An 18,591-nucleotide genomic window follows, 5' to 3' on the forward strand; every position below is an offset into this window, starting at 1 on the left:
AGTTTTTGTTAAAATACTGGAAAGAATATGATAAATAATCCAGCTAAAACACCACCTATAATTGGACCAACTACTGGAATCCAACTATAAGCAAAATCTGAACTTCCTTTTCCTGGAATAGGTAAAATAGCATGTACTAAACGTGGTGCAAAATCTCGGGCAGGATTGATAGCATAACCTGTTGTACCTCCTAATGATAAACCAATACCCCAAACAAGACCAGCTACTAAAAATGGCCCCAAGCCGTCTGAAACACGACCACTACTATCAAAAATTGCAGCAACTCCAAGTACAAGAACAAAAGTTCCAATCGCTTCACTTATAATGTTAGCACTTGTTTTACGAATTGCAGGACCTGTTGAAAAGCAGGCTAATTTAAGACCAGCATTCTCGGTAGCTTTCCAGTGTGGTCCAAAATGAAGATACACCAAAAGCCCTCCTAAAAACGCTCCAATAAATTGAGCACTTATAAAAGGAATTACATTTGAAAAATCGCCACTAGAAACTGCAAAACCTATCGTTACAGCAGGGTTTATATGTGCTGGAGCTCCAAAAGCCAAAGCAACAAAAACACCTACTAATACAGCAAAAGCCCATCCTGAACTTATCACCATCCATCCTGAACCATTCGCTTTAGATTCAGATAATAAACAATTGGCTACAACACCATTGCCTAAAAGAACCAATATCATGGTTCCAAATAATTCTCCTAATAAAATATTAATTTCCATAATCTTTGTTAATTTAATTTTTAACTCATTTAATCGAAAAGAATTCCTCCAGGCTCTGCCTCAAACCTGCCTACCAGCAAAGGCAGGGTTTCCATTGAAATTGTTATTCCTGTGAACCTGCTTCTCGGCAGGAACGGAAATCTAAATACAGAATTTTGATTTTAGACCTTTTAGGTCAAAACCTGTACGCAACTTGATTAGGTATGAAACCAGCAAAAACCTATGCTAAGCGGAGCCGAAGTATACTTCTATGGCTCTCCCTCAAGCCTGCTTACCAGTAAAGGCAGGGATAGTTGGTTTCAAGAAATTCTTTATTTTTCTACCGAGAGTTCATTTTTAACCCAGTAATTTTTTTGACATACAAAGACTATAACAGTAATATTCAAAATAGCTCTCAACTTGGGCGGACAAAACTTAACAATAACAAGCTTATTATTTGAAAATAAATATTTAATAAATAAAACTCATTATAATTATTGATATATCATTTATAGGCTAGTAAAAATGAATTATTAGTATTTTTCAAACATATAACATCGCTATGGTCTAAAATTTTCTATTTGGCTCATTTTTTATCTTTTTTGGGAAAATGAGCTTTTTGAAGTAGTATTTTTATAAGAAAAGTAACAAAGATGTAAGATTTGGACTAAATTCGACACTTTAAAAACAGTTTAATTGAGTGTGCTAAAAATTAAGAATACATTCTATTATTCTTTGTTTATCGTTTAATCAATCCAACCGAAATCAATGCTCATGTCTCTAAAAAAAAGCAGTTTCGATTCCTTAAAAAAATCCACTTTATTTGTAGGTTAATATTTACTATATTCGTAGGGTATATATTAAAAATATAATTGCGTGGTAATTATATTTAATTGTTGTACTTAATATAAACCAATCGAATGTTTAACAATTTATTTTCAAAAAAAGAATATAGTAGTAAGACAGGATTCTTCAAAGTTGAGAACAAAAAACTAATTCCAATAGACGAGTTAGAAAAAGGATCAATAAATGATTGCATTGAAAAAATAGGTTTTCCGACGAATCATATTTACACAATACATTCTTTTGATTCTGACAAAATATCTGTTTTAGGATTCAAAACTTTAACCAAAAGTCTTCAATTTGTATTAGCTAAGAATCCTCAAACCAAAATTTCCTTTTCAGATGTTTCAATAGCGGTAAAAGGAATTGATTGGGAATTCGAGTATTCTGATTTAAATATTGAGGACATTTTAAAAGAAGGTATAGATTATGAAAATTTTGACTTAAATTTTGTCAAATCAATACTTAATTTAACTAAAGAGGATAGAGATTTATATAAGTCTGAAGAACTTGGACTTTATCTTCTGTTCGAAAATGGAATACTTAAAGTATTTACTTCTTCAGAATGGGAGAATTCATCTACAAAATGGCTGAAAGATATTAACAAAAAAATGTTTAGCAGTATGGTTAATGAAGCCAAACAATTTCATAGAAACGAAATTGAAGCAATGGAAGAGGTCAATAGACAAACCAAAGCTTTGATGGATGTCCCAAAAGCAATGAAAAACGAATTTTTAACATTACACAAAAACAAAAATGGAAATTTCAATTTCTATAATTTAGTAATAGCACATTACACCCAAGATTGTAATCAAAATGATTTTCTATTTATGAACAAAGGGAGATTAAAAAAGATTGATGAACAAACATTTGAAATCGGAAAGTTTAAATACGAATTCGATATTAATAAACAATTAATAGGTGTTAACGAAAAATAAATACTTCATACCATGTTTAACCGAAATTATGGCAGATTTGACTAGGCCTGAATCCACGAGGAATTTCTAAAGTCAATGTCTAACTCGAAAAGTAGTATGTTTTTATACCCTAAGTTTCATACACAAATCATTATAAACAAACAAACCAAACTAAAACCCTCAAAAGATGCACAAAAAATCAAATGACGAAAATGAAAAGAAACACCCTATCAAAGGAAAGCCTACTGCAAACAATGTAAAATGCTGGGATAGTGAAGGAAGCACAGAAATAGTTACTCAACGTCTCAAAGAAATGTTTGTAGAAATGGGACAAAAAACCCGAATTGAAAAAGGACAAAAACCAGCAGAACGGTCCGTTTTCAGAAAACAACACGGTATTGCATATGGAGATTTCATTATTAATGATGATATTCCTGAAGAATTCAAAAAAGGGATTTTTGCTGGCAAATCATACAAATCTGTCATTCGTTTTTCTAGTGACACAGCTCCTACTTCTCCTGATTTGCACACAACTATAGGAGTTGGGTTAAAGCTTTTTGGTGTGGATGGCCCAAAGCTACTTGGAGAAGGAACTAATGCCGATTTCATCTTTCAAAATATAGATCGTTTTTTTGCTAGTGATGCGCAACAAATGTGCAGTTTTACAACGGCAGGAGTTATAGATCGTGATTATGATTCCTACATCAATAAACACCCAAAGCTTGCCCATATTTTACAAGCCATGCTGAAAGAAGAAGCAAGCTGTTTGAGTGCAAGCTATTGGGCGATTTTACCATTCAAATTAGGAGAATCAAATATTGTAAAATATCGTTTGGTTCCTGACCATACTTATAAAGGCGCACCTTTTGATGATAATAATTATTTAAAGTTAGATTTAGAAAAGCGTTTACGTAATGGCGATTCAACATTTAGATTTGAAATCCAACTACGCACCGATGATGCAACCATGCCATTGAATGATGCGCAAGTGGTCTGGAACACCGAAGACAGCCCTTATATTTGTATAGCAAAGTTACATTTACCACAACAAGATGTAACGGCTATTGGTCAAGCAGAATTTGGAAGGAACCTTTCTTTCAATATCTGGAGAACTTTAGAAGCACATAAACCATTAGGTAGTATTGCTGACGCTAGAAAAACAGTGTATGAAGCAAGTTCCGAAGCTCGACATCAGGCTAACGGTCAACAACAAGATGAACCAAAAGAAATAAATCCTCCTTTTGAGGGTAATACAGACGAAAATAGCAATTGTATTGTTAGAGCAGGAATCTATCCACCAATCGGAGTAATGCGAGTAGGAAATAGTGATGATGCATACTTTATTGGTCCTTTGGTTGATCAACCCGAAATAAAAGGAGACCCCTATGCATATCGAGATGAAACGGGAGCTATAAAACGACAAGCTGCCCAATTCAGAATTTATGGATTCAATGCCGCAGGAAAAGCCGTAAAAGAATTGACTATGGAGAATGCAAACATTACATGGCATTCACATTTAGCAAATCAAAAATCATCATGGTATCAATTCCATATTGCATTAGATATTCCAGATGCATCCAACCCAAGCATACCTCCTTCTTTATTGAGAAATATTGATGTAAAAAACCGTGATGCATTGTTTATTGATGGTAAAAAAGAACGCATTTCTAAACCCAATGTAACCTCAGGGAAAAAATTTAAAGGAAAATTCATGGGTGAATCGGTCTATCTCGGAGAAATGCGCACCGATGAAAAAGGGCGTTTAATCATGTTAGGAGGTCATGGGAAATCGGAAAATATAAATGGTGACAGAGCCATTACTTTCGCAAATAATGAAGGTTGGTATGATGATATCTCCGACGGCCCTGTAACTGCAGAGGTAGAATACGAAGGTGTAAAACTTAATGTTGATCCATCTTGGGTGATTTGTGCGCCACCAGATTACGCTCCAATGCAAAAATCTGTGAGAACCATGTGGGATTTAATGCGAAGTGTTGCTGTTGAATCTGAAATGTTAGTAAGACCAGAAAGACCTTCTTTTGTTAAAGATATATTGCCCATTTTCGAAAGAATGACAAATTTGCAATGGGTAAATGCTGGATTCGCTGCTGCCTTTGGTTGGAACGGACAGTTTAATTACACAAGTAATGCGTGGGTAAAAAAATTAAATGATCCTTCATCTGCTAATTACGAAATGCGCCGTACAATCTCTAACAACTTTCGTCGATTTGATCAAACAGGGGCTGAAGCTCCACAATTATGGCCATGGTTGTATGGGGATGCTGTTGCAATTCCTTCGCAAGGCTCTGTTCGTCAACATTCTACTTTATCGAAATTACAATTGCAATTTTTAGATCAATGGGTTGAGGGGGATTTTGATGCTGACTTTATTGATACAACAGGATGTCCATATACTCCACCTCCAAAAACTATTGATGATTATCCTATTGATGAACAACCTGATATGCTAACCAAAGCAGCAATGGATTTCTGTTTGGCAGATGCTTTTCACCCTGGTTGTGAAATGACCTGGCCTATGAGAACTTCGGGAATGTATTCACATCCTTTCCGATTGAAACATGCGCCTAAAAACCCAAAAACAGATTATCGTTACTATGGTTCAACTATGAATGGTGAGGCTTTGACTTCGCCTGCCGGACCGTTATTAGGAGGACAAGTGCCTGGCGGTGTTACAAGATGGATGGCCATTCCTTGGCAAACCGATACTGCAAGTTGTAGAGATGGCTATACAGCTTCTTACGATCCTTATTTACCAACATTTTGGCCTGCAAGAGTTCCTAACAATATCTTAAGTGAAGAGCGTTATAAAGAAACTTTAGATCAACATTTATCTGAAGAAACACGAAAAGAAGCATTTGCTTATCGCTATTTTTGGTTAGATGATTTGCCATTGGATGGAGCTGCTCCAACCCAAACCAATCAAATTAATTCTATGGTGAAGTATTTTGACAAATTAGCGATCGTTCAGCATCGCCCTGGAGTAAATGACAATCCAAATTTCCCGACTGAGATGCAAATCGGTGTCATTCCAAATGAAGAACAAAATGCCCTGTTACTTAAAGAAACCGAAAACCGATTAAGAGATATTTTAAATAACAACAAGAACTTAGATAAAAAAGAAGATACGTTATTACAACTCACTCTAAAACACTTATCAAACGAAGGTTTACTCAACGAAGGCTATTTGCTAACGAGTACCCGTGATCAACTATTAGAGCTGGTAAAAGACGAATTGGTTAAGGATGAAAAACTAACAGGAGAAGTTGAGAAACTAATTAATTTATTAGCTTCGGAAGCACATAAATTCTCGAAAACAAAAACAGTTCCTCATGCGAGGCAACCACGAAAAGAAGTGGGAGTTCCAGAACGATTGGTTCGTTTCCAAACGTATATTCCAAAATAAAATCAATTTATTGGATCAAAAAACAGACATTTTAATTATTGGTGGCGGCATTGCAGGTTGCATTGCTGCCATTTCTTTGATAGATACTTATCATGTAACCCTCATTGATAAACTTTCCGAACCTAAAGAAAGAATTGGAGAATCCTTAGCTCCTGCTGCGCTGCGAATTCTAAAACAACTCGATTTATTAGATGGGATGAAAAACCAGTTAGATCCTATCTATCAAACAAATTTTGGGATGCAGTCATATTGGGGAAGTGATCAAGTTCATATTGTAGATCATCTAAGAAATCCAGACGGATTTGTTAAAAACCTCAATAGAAAAGCATTTGAAAGTTATTTAAGAAAATCGGCCGAAAAGCGAGGCGTAAAGTGTTCGTGGAATACACAATTGTATAAAAGCACTTATCTAGATTCAAAATGGGAAGTTCAAGTAAAATCAAATGATAAAAACTCAGAAAATCATTCTATTTCTGCTTCTTTTGTGATTGATGCAAGCGGACGTCAATCTCATTTTGCCAGAAGCTTAGGAGTTAAACGTCAAATAGAAGATAAACTAATTGCTTGTTGGATTACTTTACCAAATAACACAGAAAACACAATGAGTACTATTTCTGCCAGTGAGCATGGTTGGTGGTACAGTTCTGTTGTTCCAAACAACAAACGTATAGTGGCTTTTCATACAGACGCTGATTTAATTACTAAGAACGAATTTAAAACTACCAAATCCTTTTTAAAACTATCTAAAGGGAATAAAGAGATTTCAGAATTACTCAAAAGCAATGAAAACACAATAGAATTTCAAGGAACTGTAGCTGCAAACTCTACCAAATTGGAACAGGTTGCAGATCAACAATGGGCCGCATTAGGAGACGCAGCAATTAGTTTTGACCCGCTTTCTTCTCAAGGCATGTTTCATGCCATGGCAAGTGCTTTACAACTTAAAGAATTGATTATTAAATTTGATTTCATAGCTGACCTAAATTCTCAAAAAATGGAAAAGTTTAAAGCAGCATACACTAATCAAATTGAAGAAATATGGAAACATTATCTCAAACACAAAAAGATTTTTTACGGTGTGGAAATGCGCTGGAAAGAGGCCTCTTTTTGGAGAAGAAGACATGATATATCTGATAAGGTTAATGTTCCTATGAAAAGCGAAAAAATGTTGTCCGCAATAACAAACACGTCCAAAGATAAACGATCAAATTTCACACCATAAAATATAGGCTTTCAAAATTGTATTATTTGGTACAACCACTTATCTACCACATATTATGAGTTTATGTGTTAATATAATTGATTTCATTAGTTTAGTTGGTCTACTATATTTTGTAGACTCTCTAATACTTCTTCGTAAGAGAACGTTTTATGTGTTTCTAAAATTTGATTAATCAGTATACTGTATTCTTTCTTGTCTATTGTATCCTTCAAAATTTGGTTAACCGTTTCCAAATCTTGAGGATACCCTTTTAAGATTTTCGAAACATCTATACCTAATAATGTTGCCCCTCCATTCAGAATGGTAAAATCATCAATATAGACTTCTTCATAATGATTTGCAGCTGCTCTTTCTTCATTAATTATCAAATAGTTTTCTAAGATGAAACCGATATCGTCTGCATCTTTATTACTTTTATAATGTCGGTCTTTCCACGCTGTAATCTTTAAGAGAAATATTCCGCCCAGAGAAGCTATTTGAATTTCTATTTCTTGATCAATATTTACTTTAAGAGAAGCTTCGTTGGCAGCATTAAACCCTAATACAGACATAGCAAAATTTTCATCAGGTGGCCAGAATATTTTACTGTCTTGTTTCATGATATCTCCAAAAGGTACAATGTCTAATTGGAATTTCTCTTTATATAAAAACCGCTGTTTCTGATCGGCATCCTTACTAAAGTTTTCAAGATTTACTATCTCCCCTTCAACTTTTTGCCATTGTTCCCAATCGTTAACGGTTATCGCTATATCCAGGTCATAGGTTAAACGCCCAGATTTTTCATTATGTAATTCCATAATGATATCTCTGGCTGTAGCTCCAATCACAAAAAAGGAAATTCTAGCTTGCTTAAAATACTCAGTCAGTTCTAACAGAATGGGCTTTAATAGTGGATGTGTAAATTTATCACTAGATATATCTAAGCTCATTTTCTAGTATTTGTTTAGCTGTCTCTATATTTCTACTAAAACCACTATTAATTAAATCAGCATACACTAAAAGTGCAGGTGCTGTTTTATTATTTCCTAAATCGTTTTTCCAGAATTTTAATAATATTTCGACTTCACCGTCTTCACTTGGAACAAGTTTTAGCGATCTTGCTACTTCAGATAAATCTAGATCAGTAAAAAGAGTGAATTTTTCTGGTCTTAAATTCTCTGTTAGAATTGCTCCACCTGGTTCACCCCCCCATAAAATATAACCATCATTAATATGTGTATTGATGTTTCGCCATTGATGTTGAAAATCGTTATCAAGAAATTTCATTTTTTTTCTCATTATACGGGGTCTTAATACTTCATTAAATTCAACAATCCAGCGCTCAAGTAATTCAGTTTTATTTTTTAGAACACGCTTGTCATTAGTCTTTAAAATAAAATTCAAATCTTCTAATTCTGCCATCACATTACTCACAGACCCAATAGAAACATCAGCGTTCTCTGCGATTTTCCTATAAGAATCTTGAAGGTGTTCTGGCTTATATAATAAGTGAAATAGAATCTTTAAACCAGCTTCCTGAAAAGCTCGAGATTGGTTTGTTTTTTCTTTTTTAGCTTTCTTTTGACCTTCAATAAAAATCACTAGATTATTTTTTTTTATAAAAGTATTACCTGCTATATCTATATAATTAATACCATGATCTTTAAGCATCTCTGCTGCCTTTTTAGAAATGTATTCCGCTATTAGAATAACTGGCCTGTTACTATTATGCTTCACCTCCTTTAATTGAGACAATACCAAACCTTGATTTGAAGTTCTTACAGCAGATTTTGCTTCTACGATAAATTGCTCATCTTTGATGTTTAAAAGGACATCATAGTTCTGTCTACTACTATCTATTTCGACAGGAATATTGATAAGTTGTTCTAGCTTAGAAGTAGCCTCGTATATGAAGTCATTATTACGATACATAGGATTAAGTGTTCATTATTTTAACATGTTCAGTGACAATGAACACTCAAATATAATGAACACTTGGTTTGTGTCAAAACTTTTTTCTTATTTATTTTTAATATAAGAAATAGATCAATTAATAAAATAAACTCGCAACTATGCCATCAGAAGGCTATCGAAAACAAAATATATTTTGTTTGAAGATATAAGCGAAGCTTACGACTGAAGAATCTCATTTATCTAAAAATCAAAACAGATGCTTCGCTTTGCTCTGATGACACAACCCTTTTGCAAACATAGGATAACACTAAATACAATATATTTTTATTCACCCCATAAAATAAGCTACATTATTAAGCATATATTGCTTATATTTGTAGCATCATGAAAATAATATCAAAAAACATTCGGCATTTAAGACATTTAAAAAGTCTTACTCAAGAAACTCTGGCAGATAACCTACAAGTACCCCGTTCCCGTATTAGCTCATACGAAGAGGGGCGCTCTGCTCCTACCATAGAGATGCTTATCCTTATTTCAGATTATTTTAAATTACCCATCGATATTTTATTACGTAACGACCTAACAAAAGCTACAGACACCTCTTTTATTGAAGTTGGTAACCAACGGGTGCTATTTCCTATTACTGTAGATAACGATAATAATAATTTAATAGAAGTGGTTCCTATAAAAGCATCTGCTGGGTATTTAGCGGGTTACGATGACCCCGAGTATATTGAACATTTAGAGAAAATTAAACTCCCATTTCTACCAACAGGAAAACATAGAGCCTTTCCTATAAAAGGAGATTCTATGTTACCCATGAAAAGTGGCTCTTATGTTGTTGGACGTTTTGTTGAAGATAGAAATGATATAAAAAGTGGAAAAACCTACGTGCTTGTAACACTTAATGATGGCATGGTTTATAAAAGAGTTATAAATAACATAGAGCTTAATAATTCTTTACTCTTAATATCCGATAATAAAATGTATCATGATTATAGTGTACCAATAAACGAAGTGCTTGAAATTTGGGAGTTTACTTGTAGTATCAACACCCAAGAGTACGATGAACATGAACTAAAAATAAGCAGTATCATTAATATGTTTAACGATTTAGGGGTTGAACTCAAGGCCTTAGAAAAACGGTAATAATGTACACCATAATAGATATTGAAACGACAGGTAAAGGTAATAAAATCACAGAAATTTCTATTTTTAAATATGATGGCACTCAAATTATTGAAGAATTCACATCCTTAGTTAATCCTGAAATTTTTATCCCCGTTTACATTACCTCATTAACTGGTATTGATAATGCGATGGTAGCAAATGCTCCAACATTTTCTGAGATTGCAAAAGATATTTTAGCCATTACAGAAGATACTATTTTTGTTGCCCATAGTGTGAATTTTGATTATAACATCATACGTAATGAGTTTAAAAATATTGATATTGATTTTAGAAGAAAAAAATTATGCACGGTAAGACTCTCTAGAAAATTAATTCCTGGGCACAAATCCTATAGCTTAGGAAAGATTTGCAAGGCACTAAATATAGATATAAACGGAAGGCACAGAGCACGAGGCGATGCCGAAGCCACCGTGATACTTTTTAAAAAGTTATTAGATACAGAAAATGCTGAAACTGTATTCAACGATTTTCTTAAAAAACATTCTAAAGAAGGCACACTACCACCCCATTTACCAAGTGCTGTTTTTAATAAGATCCCCAGTAAAGCAGGTATTTATTATTTTAAAAATAAAAAAGGAAAGATCATTTATATTGGTAAGGCGAAAGACTTAAAAAAACGAGTTTTAGGTCATTTTTACAATAAAACCGAAAAGGAACTGAACTTATGTCGAGAAACGGCTGACATCGATTTTGAATTATCTGGGAGCGAACTTATCGCTTTTCTTATGGAAGATGCCGCCATAAAACAACACTTTCCAGAATATAATCAAGCATCCAAAAGAAACACAAAAGCTTATGGTATTTCTATGTTCGAAGACAGAAATGGTATTATTCATTTAGTTTATAACACTTTAAAAGCAACACCAAACCCATTATTCATATTTTATAATATAACAGATTGCAGGCAATTTTTAGAACGTCTCTGTACTCAATTTGAATTATGCCCTAAATACTGTCATTTACAAGAAGGTGTCACACATTGTTCTCATTACAAGATAAAAACCTGCCATGGTATTTGTATTGAAAAGGAAGCCACCAACAAATACAACGAACGGGTTCAAAAGGGTATAAAATACATGCTTGAAAAATCTAAAAACTTAGTTATCAAAGAAAAAGGACGACATTCTAAAGAAGAAGCATTTGTCCTTATCGAAAATAATATTTATTTAGGTTATGGTTTTATTGATAAATCAGAACAAGTTACTGTGCGTGAAACTTTAGAAAATTATTTGATTCCTCAAAAGGATAATGTGGATGTGCAGAAGATATTAAGGAGGGTTTCATTAGCTCTGTAGCATTAATTCTTTTTTTCAAATATGCTTACTTTTGTCATTTTGTTTGAAGATATAAGCGAAGCTTACAACTAAAGAATCTCTTAAAACTTCCATGTTTTGATTTTTAGAGATTCTTCGCTGCGCTCTGAATGAACTAACCTTTTAAACAAAATAGAGTTGCTATGTCATTCAGAAGGAGGTACGACTGAAGAATCTTTAGAGATTAATGATAAAGATTCTTCGCTGCGCTCTGAATGACAAACATCTGAAAGTTAGATGTTTACAAAACCAATCAATGGTAGGCTATCGAAAACAAAATATATTTTGTTTGAAGATATAAGCGAAACTTACGACTGAAGAATCTTTTTTATCTAAAAATCAAAATAAATTCTTCAACTCCGACAATTGTAAGAATGTTCTGAATAACACTAACCTTTTAAGCAAAATAGAGTTGCTATGTCATTCAGAGACCTGAGATAAAAAAATATCAAGCGGAGGAAATGACGTTATTGAGTATGGTCAGGTTAGTAGTTTTTTTGTCATTCCTGCGAAGGCAGGAATCCACATGATCGAATATTTTTAATGTTATGAAAAACAACGTCTTAAAAAATAACGTCAATGGTAAGGAGGTACGACTGAAGAATCTTTTTTATCTAAAAATCAAAATAGATTCTTCAACCCCGACAATTATAAGAATGTTCTGAACGACACTAACCTTTTACAAACATAGAATAACAATTTCAACGCCCCCCTCCAAAGCAAAACTTAAACAAATTATATTCGGTTAAAAACAACTTCTAAAGGATTATTAATTTTAAGAGCAAATTCATTTAGATAGGTCTCCCAAGATGCTTTAGTTGGATACTGCCCAGATTCTTTCCAGGCAAAACCAGCATAATAAACAACCTTATTCTTATCATCTACTTTTAATTGTGCATACAAATTACTCCTATCTTTTAAAGGCGTCACATAATATTCTGATGCCATCATATTTCCTTTAGGAGTCACAATAGCAGTTCCTAATTCGGATGCTTCATGTGGTTGCCAATACGATACCCAGCCTTTATCAACACTTTCAGTTATTACACCATCTTTTTCATGAAGCGTTAAACCCACCGATAAAATGTTAGCTCCTGTGGTATGAATTTCAAATCTTGAAAGATTGTTTCCATAATCTAACGAAATATGTTTTTGTTCAGAAATCATTTGTCCATCAGCATCCCAATCGGCATAATCTAAAACAAAACTTGTTCTAATGGGACCCGAAGTAATAGTTTTCCATGTGGTAAAGTTTTTAGAAATGTAATAAGTAGAATCTTTTTTTACTGCTGTGCCACCTACTCCTCTACTTGAGCCCACATGAAAATTATCTAAGCCTTCACCAGAATCGATATGATAAGCGCCTGAGTTTTTATTGTTTTTAGCATACCATTTATTAATAATTGGGTACTCTACTTTTTTTAACCAGGCATCAATTCCGCTAGATAAAGTCCCACCAGATATAGAATCTTCAACCATTTTCTGAGCTTTTGGTCCATAAGTTCTAAAAGCTACTTTGTTGTTTTCCCAAGCGTAATCGTCTGTACGTTCTGGAACAAATCGAGAATAACAAGACGCAGTAGCTTCTGGTTTTTCACTGGTATCTACCGCAGCTAATTCGTAGTTCTTTTCAGACTTTGCTCCTACTTCAGGTTGAAATAACAATACATCTACGGCACCATCTCCATCTTGATCTACAAATTGGGAAACTACAAGTGTTTGCGTAGCAAGATCTCGTACTCCAAAATCTTCAAAATTTTGATCTTCATTTAAAAGTAAATCTGTTTTTAAAATTTCTACCGTTTCAAAAGCTCGTGGTATCTCTAAATTATTTTTTACAGTAATAACCGTATTTCCTTTTTGTTGTTTGCCACAACTTAAAAATGTGGTAATAATTACTGCACATAAATAAGATATATTTTTTATCATTTTAATTTTCGTTTGAAGGTTTACCTATTGTTGCCAAAATCCCGCCATCAACATAAACAACATGTCCGTTTACAAAATCACTGGCTTTAGAACTTAAAAATATGGCTGCACCTTGTAAATCTTCAGGGTTTCCCCAACGGGCAGCAGGAGTTCTACTAATTATAAATTCATTAAAAGGATGCCCGTCAACTCTTATAGGAGCTGTCTGACTGGTTGCAAAATAACCTGGACCAATTCCGTTAGTTTGGATATTATATTTTGCCCATTCTGTGGCCATGCTTTTGGTTAACATTTTTAAGCCTCCTTTTGCGGCTGCATAGGCACTTACAGAATTCCTGCCTAATTCGCTCATCATAGAGCATATATTTATTATTTTACCGCCACCCCTTTTAATCATGCCTTTTACTACTGCTTTCGAAACGATAAATGGCGCCACTAAATCTACTTGAATAACAGCATTAAAATCTGCTACTTCCATATCAATTATAGGCGTTCTTTTTATGATACCTGCGTTATTTACCAAAATATCAATGGGTCCAACTTCCTTTTCTATTTTTGTTATCCCCTCATTAACCGCATTTTCATCGGTAACATCAAACACATAGCCATAAGCATTAAGTCCCAAAGCTTTATATTCTTCAATGGCTTTATTTAATTTATCTTTCGACGTATTATTTACTACAATGGTTGCTCCAGCATTTCCTAGTCCTTTCGCCATTGCCATTCCCAAACCATGAGAAGCTCCTGTTATTAAAGCTATTTTTCCTTTTAAATTAAATAAGTCTATTGACATAATTTTCTATTTTATATATCCTTAAACAGACTCTTACTTTAATTCATTTATCTTACAAACATCCATATCGCCATAATCTAAATTTTCTCCCGCCATTCCCCATATAAATGAGTAATTACTAGTGCCCGAACCTGAATGTATAGACCATGGTGGCGATATTACCGCTTGATCATTTTGCATCCATATATGTCTGGTTTCCTGGGGTTGTCCCATAAAATGACATACAGATTGCCCTTCTGGCACTTCAAAATAAAAATAGACTTCCATCCTTCTATCGTGAACATGTGCTGGCATGGTATTCCAACTACTTCCTGGTTTAATCGTTGTCATTCCCATTTGTAATTGACATACATCTACCACACTATTTACTATATATTTTCTTAATGTTCTAGCATTAGCTGTTTCTGGTGCCCCTAATTCGATGACCTCTACATCCGATTTTCCGATTTTTTTAATAGGATATGCTTTATGTGCTGGTGTCGAGTTTAAATAAAATTTAGCAGGAGTTCCTGAAGATTTGCTGGAAAACGCTACTTTTTTATTGCCTTGTCCAACATACAGCGCTTCTTTATGATCTAAAACATACTCTGTACCATCAACAATCACACTGCCTGTATCGCCAATATTTATAATTCCGAGTTCTCTTCTTTCTAAAAAGTAAGGTGCTTTTAAAGGATCTATCGCTTCTAATTCTATGGTCTTAGAAGCTGGTATTACACCACCTGTTATAAATCTATCATAATGTGAATAGACTAAATTTAATGTATCCGCTTCAAATAAATTTTCAATTAAAAATTCTTTTCGTAATTGTGTTGTATCATACTGTTTAACGGCATCTGGACCAGAAGCGTATCGTGTTTTGTAATTAATTGACATTATTTTAATTTTATGTTTATATTATATTTTTAATCTCTACTAAATAGTTTAGCTTTAAAGTAACGAGATTGTTTTTCTATTTTTCCTGTTTAAAAATCATCTAAAAACTTAGAGTCTACAACAGTTGTTACATTATCTTTTGTACAATCACATTTACATACAATGCCAATTTTATCATGGTGTTTTTTAAAACGCTATCAACAAGTACATTCCCTATAAAACTTCACTGTAACACCAAATAATCTAATTTTTATTCCAAAAATAATCCTTTTTTTAATAGTGAGTTTTAAGAAACTGTTTAAATTTTACCCTTTAGTTTATTTTGTCATCTTAAGCTCTCATTCTATAAAAAATCCCTTATAAATAGCGATGCTATTGGCATTTATTTTGCCTTGACTGAGAACGTAATCCACACAAATTAATTCCAAAAACGAAACTTAAACAGTTTCTAATTTTTAGATTTCATTAAGTCATTTCTTTTTATTTTTTTAATAAAAAAAAAAGTCTTTAGATTGACGTGGCAATTATAAAAATAAAGTAAGAAATGAATCATAAATTATCGTTCAAACACTATAACTTATAGTCCATTAAAACAATAACCACGTCTATTTTTTCAGAATTAAGTTTTAATAAAAGGGATTAAACCGCAAGGTAGCTCTAAGGTTTAGCACCTTTTATTTCTAAACACCTTCATTTTCAAACCTTAACAACTAAATTTAACTATTAATAAACATAAGTATAATTATAAGTAAATTTACAAGTGTTTTTTAGTTAAAAACTATAAATTAAAAACCCCAACTCAAAGCGGAAAGTTTTGAGATTAAAAATTTAGAAAAATCAAACATCACACCTAAGGTATTTCCTTATTTTTTACGTAAGACAAATAATACAAACCAATGAACTACAACCTTTTAGTTCCCTAAAATCATTGCTAATGGTCAATATTTTATCTACAAAGAATTATAATTTATACGCAAGCAAAGTAGACTATATTACTATTGTATTAACAAATTAACATTCAATATTACAAATGTTAAAATCCCAATAACCAAAACTTAAAACTAAGCTAACAACTAAACTCTAAATATGATAAAAAAAATGAAGAAAAGATATGAATTAATTACAAGCATAGCTTTTGTAATTATAACCACTTTTGGCTGCAAGCCCGACCCGCTTGAATATGCGCGTCCGGAAAATCTCGTTGGTACTATATATAAGCAACTTGAGTCAATGGGGACATTTAATTACTATTTAAAATCCCTGGATCAAACTGAATTTAAAGAACCGCTAACAAAAGGTGGGGCTTGGACTATTTTTGCGCCTACAGATGAAGCCTTTGAACTGTTTATGAAAGATGAAGGCTTTTCCTCTTTTGATGAGATCCCTCCAGAAAGAATATTGCATTTGGTGCAATATTCAATAATTATAGATAGTTGGAATACAACTACTTTAACATATTTCCCTAATCAGTTTTATAAAGGCCCAAGCTTTAGGCGTAGAACACAATATAAAGATCCTATTGTTACATTAAATGATGAAGATTACCCAAGTTTAGGAGAATATGTAAGATCGGGAGTATATAGTGAATTGGAAGCAGGAGGCTATCTTGTTGATACAAGTAATGACAGTTTTAAAACGACAGATTATTGGTTACAATGTTATATGGATTACAATCCACTAGAACTAAGCGATTATGCATATTTATTCCCTGGAGAGACTTATAATTCTGGTGATATGAAGGTTTTTGAAGCTCATGTGTCTCAAACAAATATAGTTTCAGAAAATGGTCTTATTTATGCTTTAGACAAAGTTATTGAGCCTAGACCAAACTTGTACCAAAACCTTTCAGCGGAAGCGTATAATGGTAAATATTCCATTTTTAAAAGTTTATTAAAACGATTTGGTTACTTACGAGAACGTGGTGAAGAATTAAATACTGTAACTAATGAGACACAAACAATATATGAGTTGGCATTTCAAGTAGGTATAGAGAATAATAATTTGCCTTTTGATCCTAATACCGAAGAATATCCAAAATTAATTAATAATGTTGATAGAACTTGGGCAAACGCCACAGGTCTTTTAGTGCCTACTAACGATGCATTAGAAGATTACTTAAATGGAGATAGTGTTCTAGGGAAATTTTATGATTCGTATGACGATATGCCTTTAGATGTTCTAGGGAAATTTCTTAGCCCCAATTTTATAGCGCAATACTACAATATATGCCCTAGTTATTTTGGTCAAACATTTGATATTGGTGTTAAATTAGTTAATTACGAAGAAAGTGATGTTGTGGACAAGAAATTTTGTACAAACGGCTTTTTTGTAGGTGTAAATAAGGTATATACAAATAAAAGTTTCTCTACAATTATGGGGACACTTCTACTAGATCCCGATTATACGATTATGCTAAATGCAGTGCAGGGTTTGGGTATAGATACGGCATTAGAAAGTACAGGTGTTAAATTCTCTATGTTTGGAATTAAGAATAATGAATTTGTTGACATTGCAGACCCTAATAATCCGACAAGGAAAATAACAATATCTTTAAACGCAGAGCATCCAGAAGATATCTCTCTATTAACTATGACAGTTACAGGTGATCCTGATCCTGCAAATAACCGGGACTATCCAGAAAATCCTACAAATCCTAGTGCTTCAGATTTAGCTTATGTTGCAACAACCATAGAAGATATTGTACTTAATCAAATTGTAGAAGAAGAAATTGATCCTTTAGCAAATAATTATTACCCAACAAAAAGCGGAGAGTTTGTTTATATAACAGCAAATACTGTAGCTGGAGGAGGCGATATATATAACGGTGAATCGTCTGCAATACTTTCGGTTAGCGAAAGTGAAAATGGGCGTTTTTACGAAATGAGTGATCCTATTGAAAGACCATTAAGCTTTACATATAGAGCCTTAGTAGATAATTCACCAACCTTCGATAAATTTTTAGAAGTTCTTGAAGCTGCTGATGCTATTTTAGATATAGCAAATGTTTCAAATGACAAATTAATTAGTTTCCTAAATCTTGACAAAACATTTACCCTATTTGCTCCAAACAATACAGCCGTTCAACAGGCGATTAACGATGGCGTAATTCTAGATCCTGCCAATTTAGGTTCATTATCTACATTAGAGTTGGCTATCGCTAAAAGTGATCTCTTAAATTTTGTTAAAAAACATTTTTTACAACAAGCTATTACTACAGATGGAAAAACTACAGGAACCTACCCCTCATTATATTTTGGTCAAATAATTGATTTCGCACCTGTTTATGACGAATTTACGGTAGAAAACAATCACGGAACTTCTTCTCTAACCCTTATAAATGCTAAAACAGCAGAGGTAGCTCAAACAGGTAATTTAACTAATTTATTATCAAAAAGAGTTGTTATTCATGAAATTGATAATTATATAAAATAGAAAAACTAAACAAACAAAACAAACTAAACAAACTAAAAAAGTAAA

At 33.1% G+C, this 18,591-nt stretch carries 12 protein-coding genes; 6 read left to right on the forward strand and 6 right to left on the reverse strand.

All coding sequences use genetic code 11. The features are described from left to right. Positions 1-8 precede the first annotated feature (8 nt). The gene (locus Q4Q40_RS05620) at positions 9-731 is read right to left on the reverse strand and encodes an MIP/aquaporin family protein (protein WP_425555978.1); all 723 of its coding nucleotides are present in this window, start codon (positions 729-731) and stop codon (positions 9-11) included. An 899-nt stretch (positions 732-1,630) separates the two neighbouring features. Between Q4Q40_RS05620 and Q4Q40_RS05625 the strand changes: the two genes are divergently transcribed. The 3 genes from Q4Q40_RS05625 (at position 1,631) to Q4Q40_RS05635 (ending at position 7,116) form a co-directional block, all read left to right on the forward strand. After that, positions 1,631-2,491: a hypothetical protein gene (locus Q4Q40_RS05625; protein ID WP_303300768.1), complete on the forward strand. Its 861-nt coding sequence runs from the start codon at positions 1,631-1,633 to the stop codon at positions 2,489-2,491. A 166-nt stretch (positions 2,492-2,657) separates the two neighbouring features. After that, positions 2,658-5,894 (forward strand): LodA/GoxA family CTQ-dependent oxidase, encoded by a 3,237-nt coding sequence (locus Q4Q40_RS05630; protein WP_303300769.1) that lies wholly within the window; start codon positions 2,658-2,660, stop codon positions 5,892-5,894. A gap of 10 nt (positions 5,895-5,904) precedes the next feature. Next, on the forward strand, positions 5,905-7,116 hold the full coding sequence (locus Q4Q40_RS05635) for an NAD(P)/FAD-dependent oxidoreductase (protein WP_303300770.1): 1,212 nt from the start codon (positions 5,905-5,907) through the stop codon (positions 7,114-7,116). 86 nt (positions 7,117-7,202) lie between these two features. Here Q4Q40_RS05635 and Q4Q40_RS05640 read toward each other — a convergent pair whose 3' ends face one another. Together Q4Q40_RS05640 and Q4Q40_RS05645 are read right to left on the reverse strand one after the other, a co-directional pair. Beyond that, positions 7,203-8,045, reverse strand: coding sequence for a nucleotidyl transferase AbiEii/AbiGii toxin family protein (locus Q4Q40_RS05640; protein WP_303300771.1), 843 nt, complete (start codon positions 8,043-8,045; stop codon positions 7,203-7,205). Then, the gene (locus Q4Q40_RS05645; protein WP_303300773.1) at positions 8,026-9,027 is read right to left on the reverse strand and encodes a type IV toxin-antitoxin system AbiEi family antitoxin; all 1,002 of its coding nucleotides are present in this window, start codon (positions 9,025-9,027) and stop codon (positions 8,026-8,028) included. Before Q4Q40_RS05645 ends, Q4Q40_RS05640 begins: the two co-directional genes overlap by 20 nt. A 366-nt stretch (positions 9,028-9,393) precedes the next feature. Here Q4Q40_RS05645 and Q4Q40_RS05650 point away from each other — a divergent pair, with 366 nt between their 5' ends. Further along, on the forward strand, positions 9,394-10,161 hold the full coding sequence (locus Q4Q40_RS05650; protein WP_303300775.1) for an XRE family transcriptional regulator: 768 nt from the start codon (positions 9,394-9,396) through the stop codon (positions 10,159-10,161). Next, on the forward strand, positions 10,161-11,498 hold the full coding sequence (locus Q4Q40_RS05655) for an exonuclease domain-containing protein (RefSeq protein ID WP_303301426.1): 1,338 nt from the start codon (positions 10,161-10,163) through the stop codon (positions 11,496-11,498). The genes Q4Q40_RS05650 and Q4Q40_RS05655 overlap by 1 nt, the downstream gene beginning before the upstream one ends. Positions 11,499-12,251: 753 nt before the next feature. Here Q4Q40_RS05655 and Q4Q40_RS05660 read toward each other — a convergent pair. From Q4Q40_RS05660 to kduI, 3 genes are read right to left on the reverse strand one after another with little or no spacing between them, the layout of a single operon-like run. Further along, on the reverse strand, positions 12,252-13,445 hold the full coding sequence (locus tag Q4Q40_RS05660; protein ID WP_303300777.1) for a BT3233 family polysaccharide utilization protein: 1,194 nt from the start codon (positions 13,443-13,445) through the stop codon (positions 12,252-12,254). Between the two features lies 1 nt (position 13,446). Continuing rightward, complete coding sequence (locus Q4Q40_RS05665; protein WP_303300779.1) at positions 13,447-14,238, reverse strand: gluconate 5-dehydrogenase; 792 nt, start codon at positions 14,236-14,238, stop codon at positions 13,447-13,449. A gap of 33 nt (positions 14,239-14,271) precedes the next feature. Beyond that, positions 14,272-15,114, reverse strand: a complete 843-nt coding sequence (kduI, locus tag Q4Q40_RS05670; RefSeq protein WP_303300780.1) for a 5-dehydro-4-deoxy-D-glucuronate isomerase — start codon at positions 15,112-15,114, stop codon at positions 14,272-14,274. Positions 15,115-16,212: 1,098 nt separating this feature from the next. Between kduI and Q4Q40_RS05675 the strand changes: the two genes are divergently transcribed. Continuing rightward, positions 16,213-18,546 carry a fasciclin domain-containing protein gene (locus Q4Q40_RS05675; protein WP_303300781.1) on the forward strand — a complete coding sequence of 778 codons (2,334 nt, stop codon included), beginning with the start codon at positions 16,213-16,215 and terminating at the stop codon, positions 18,544-18,546. The last annotated feature ends 45 nt before the right edge of the window (positions 18,547-18,591 follow it).

The organism is Flavivirga jejuensis (assembly GCF_030540765.1).
In the GTDB taxonomy this organism is placed as follows: Bacteria; Bacteroidota; Bacteroidia; order Flavobacteriales; family Flavobacteriaceae; genus Flavivirga; species Flavivirga jejuensis.

Coding starts and splice junctions, on each gene's coding strand:
- Q4Q40_RS05645 (WP_303300773.1), bottom strand. CDS start 9,027: ATGTATCGTAATAATGACTTCATATACGAGGCTACTTCTAAGCTAGAA.
- Q4Q40_RS05640 (WP_303300771.1), bottom strand. CDS start 8,045: ATGAGCTTAGATATATCTAGTGATAAATTTACACATCCACTATTAAAG.
- Q4Q40_RS05660 (WP_303300777.1), bottom strand. CDS start 13,445: ATGATAAAAAATATATCTTATTTATGTGCAGTAATTATTACCACATTT.
- Q4Q40_RS05630 (WP_303300769.1), top strand. CDS start 2,658: ATGCACAAAAAATCAAATGACGAAAATGAAAAGAAACACCCTATCAAA.
- Q4Q40_RS05620 (WP_425555978.1), bottom strand. CDS start 731: ATGGAAATTAATATTTTATTAGGAGAATTATTTGGAACCATGATATTG.
- Q4Q40_RS05665 (WP_303300779.1), bottom strand. CDS start 14,238: ATGTCAATAGACTTATTTAATTTAAAAGGAAAAATAGCTTTAATAACA.
- Q4Q40_RS05675 (WP_303300781.1), top strand. CDS start 16,213: ATGAAGAAAAGATATGAATTAATTACAAGCATAGCTTTTGTAATTATA.
- Q4Q40_RS05625 (WP_303300768.1), top strand. CDS start 1,631: ATGTTTAACAATTTATTTTCAAAAAAAGAATATAGTAGTAAGACAGGA.
- Q4Q40_RS05650 (WP_303300775.1), top strand. CDS start 9,394: ATGAAAATAATATCAAAAAACATTCGGCATTTAAGACATTTAAAAAGT.
- kduI (WP_303300780.1), bottom strand. CDS start 15,114: ATGTCAATTAATTACAAAACACGATACGCTTCTGGTCCAGATGCCGTT.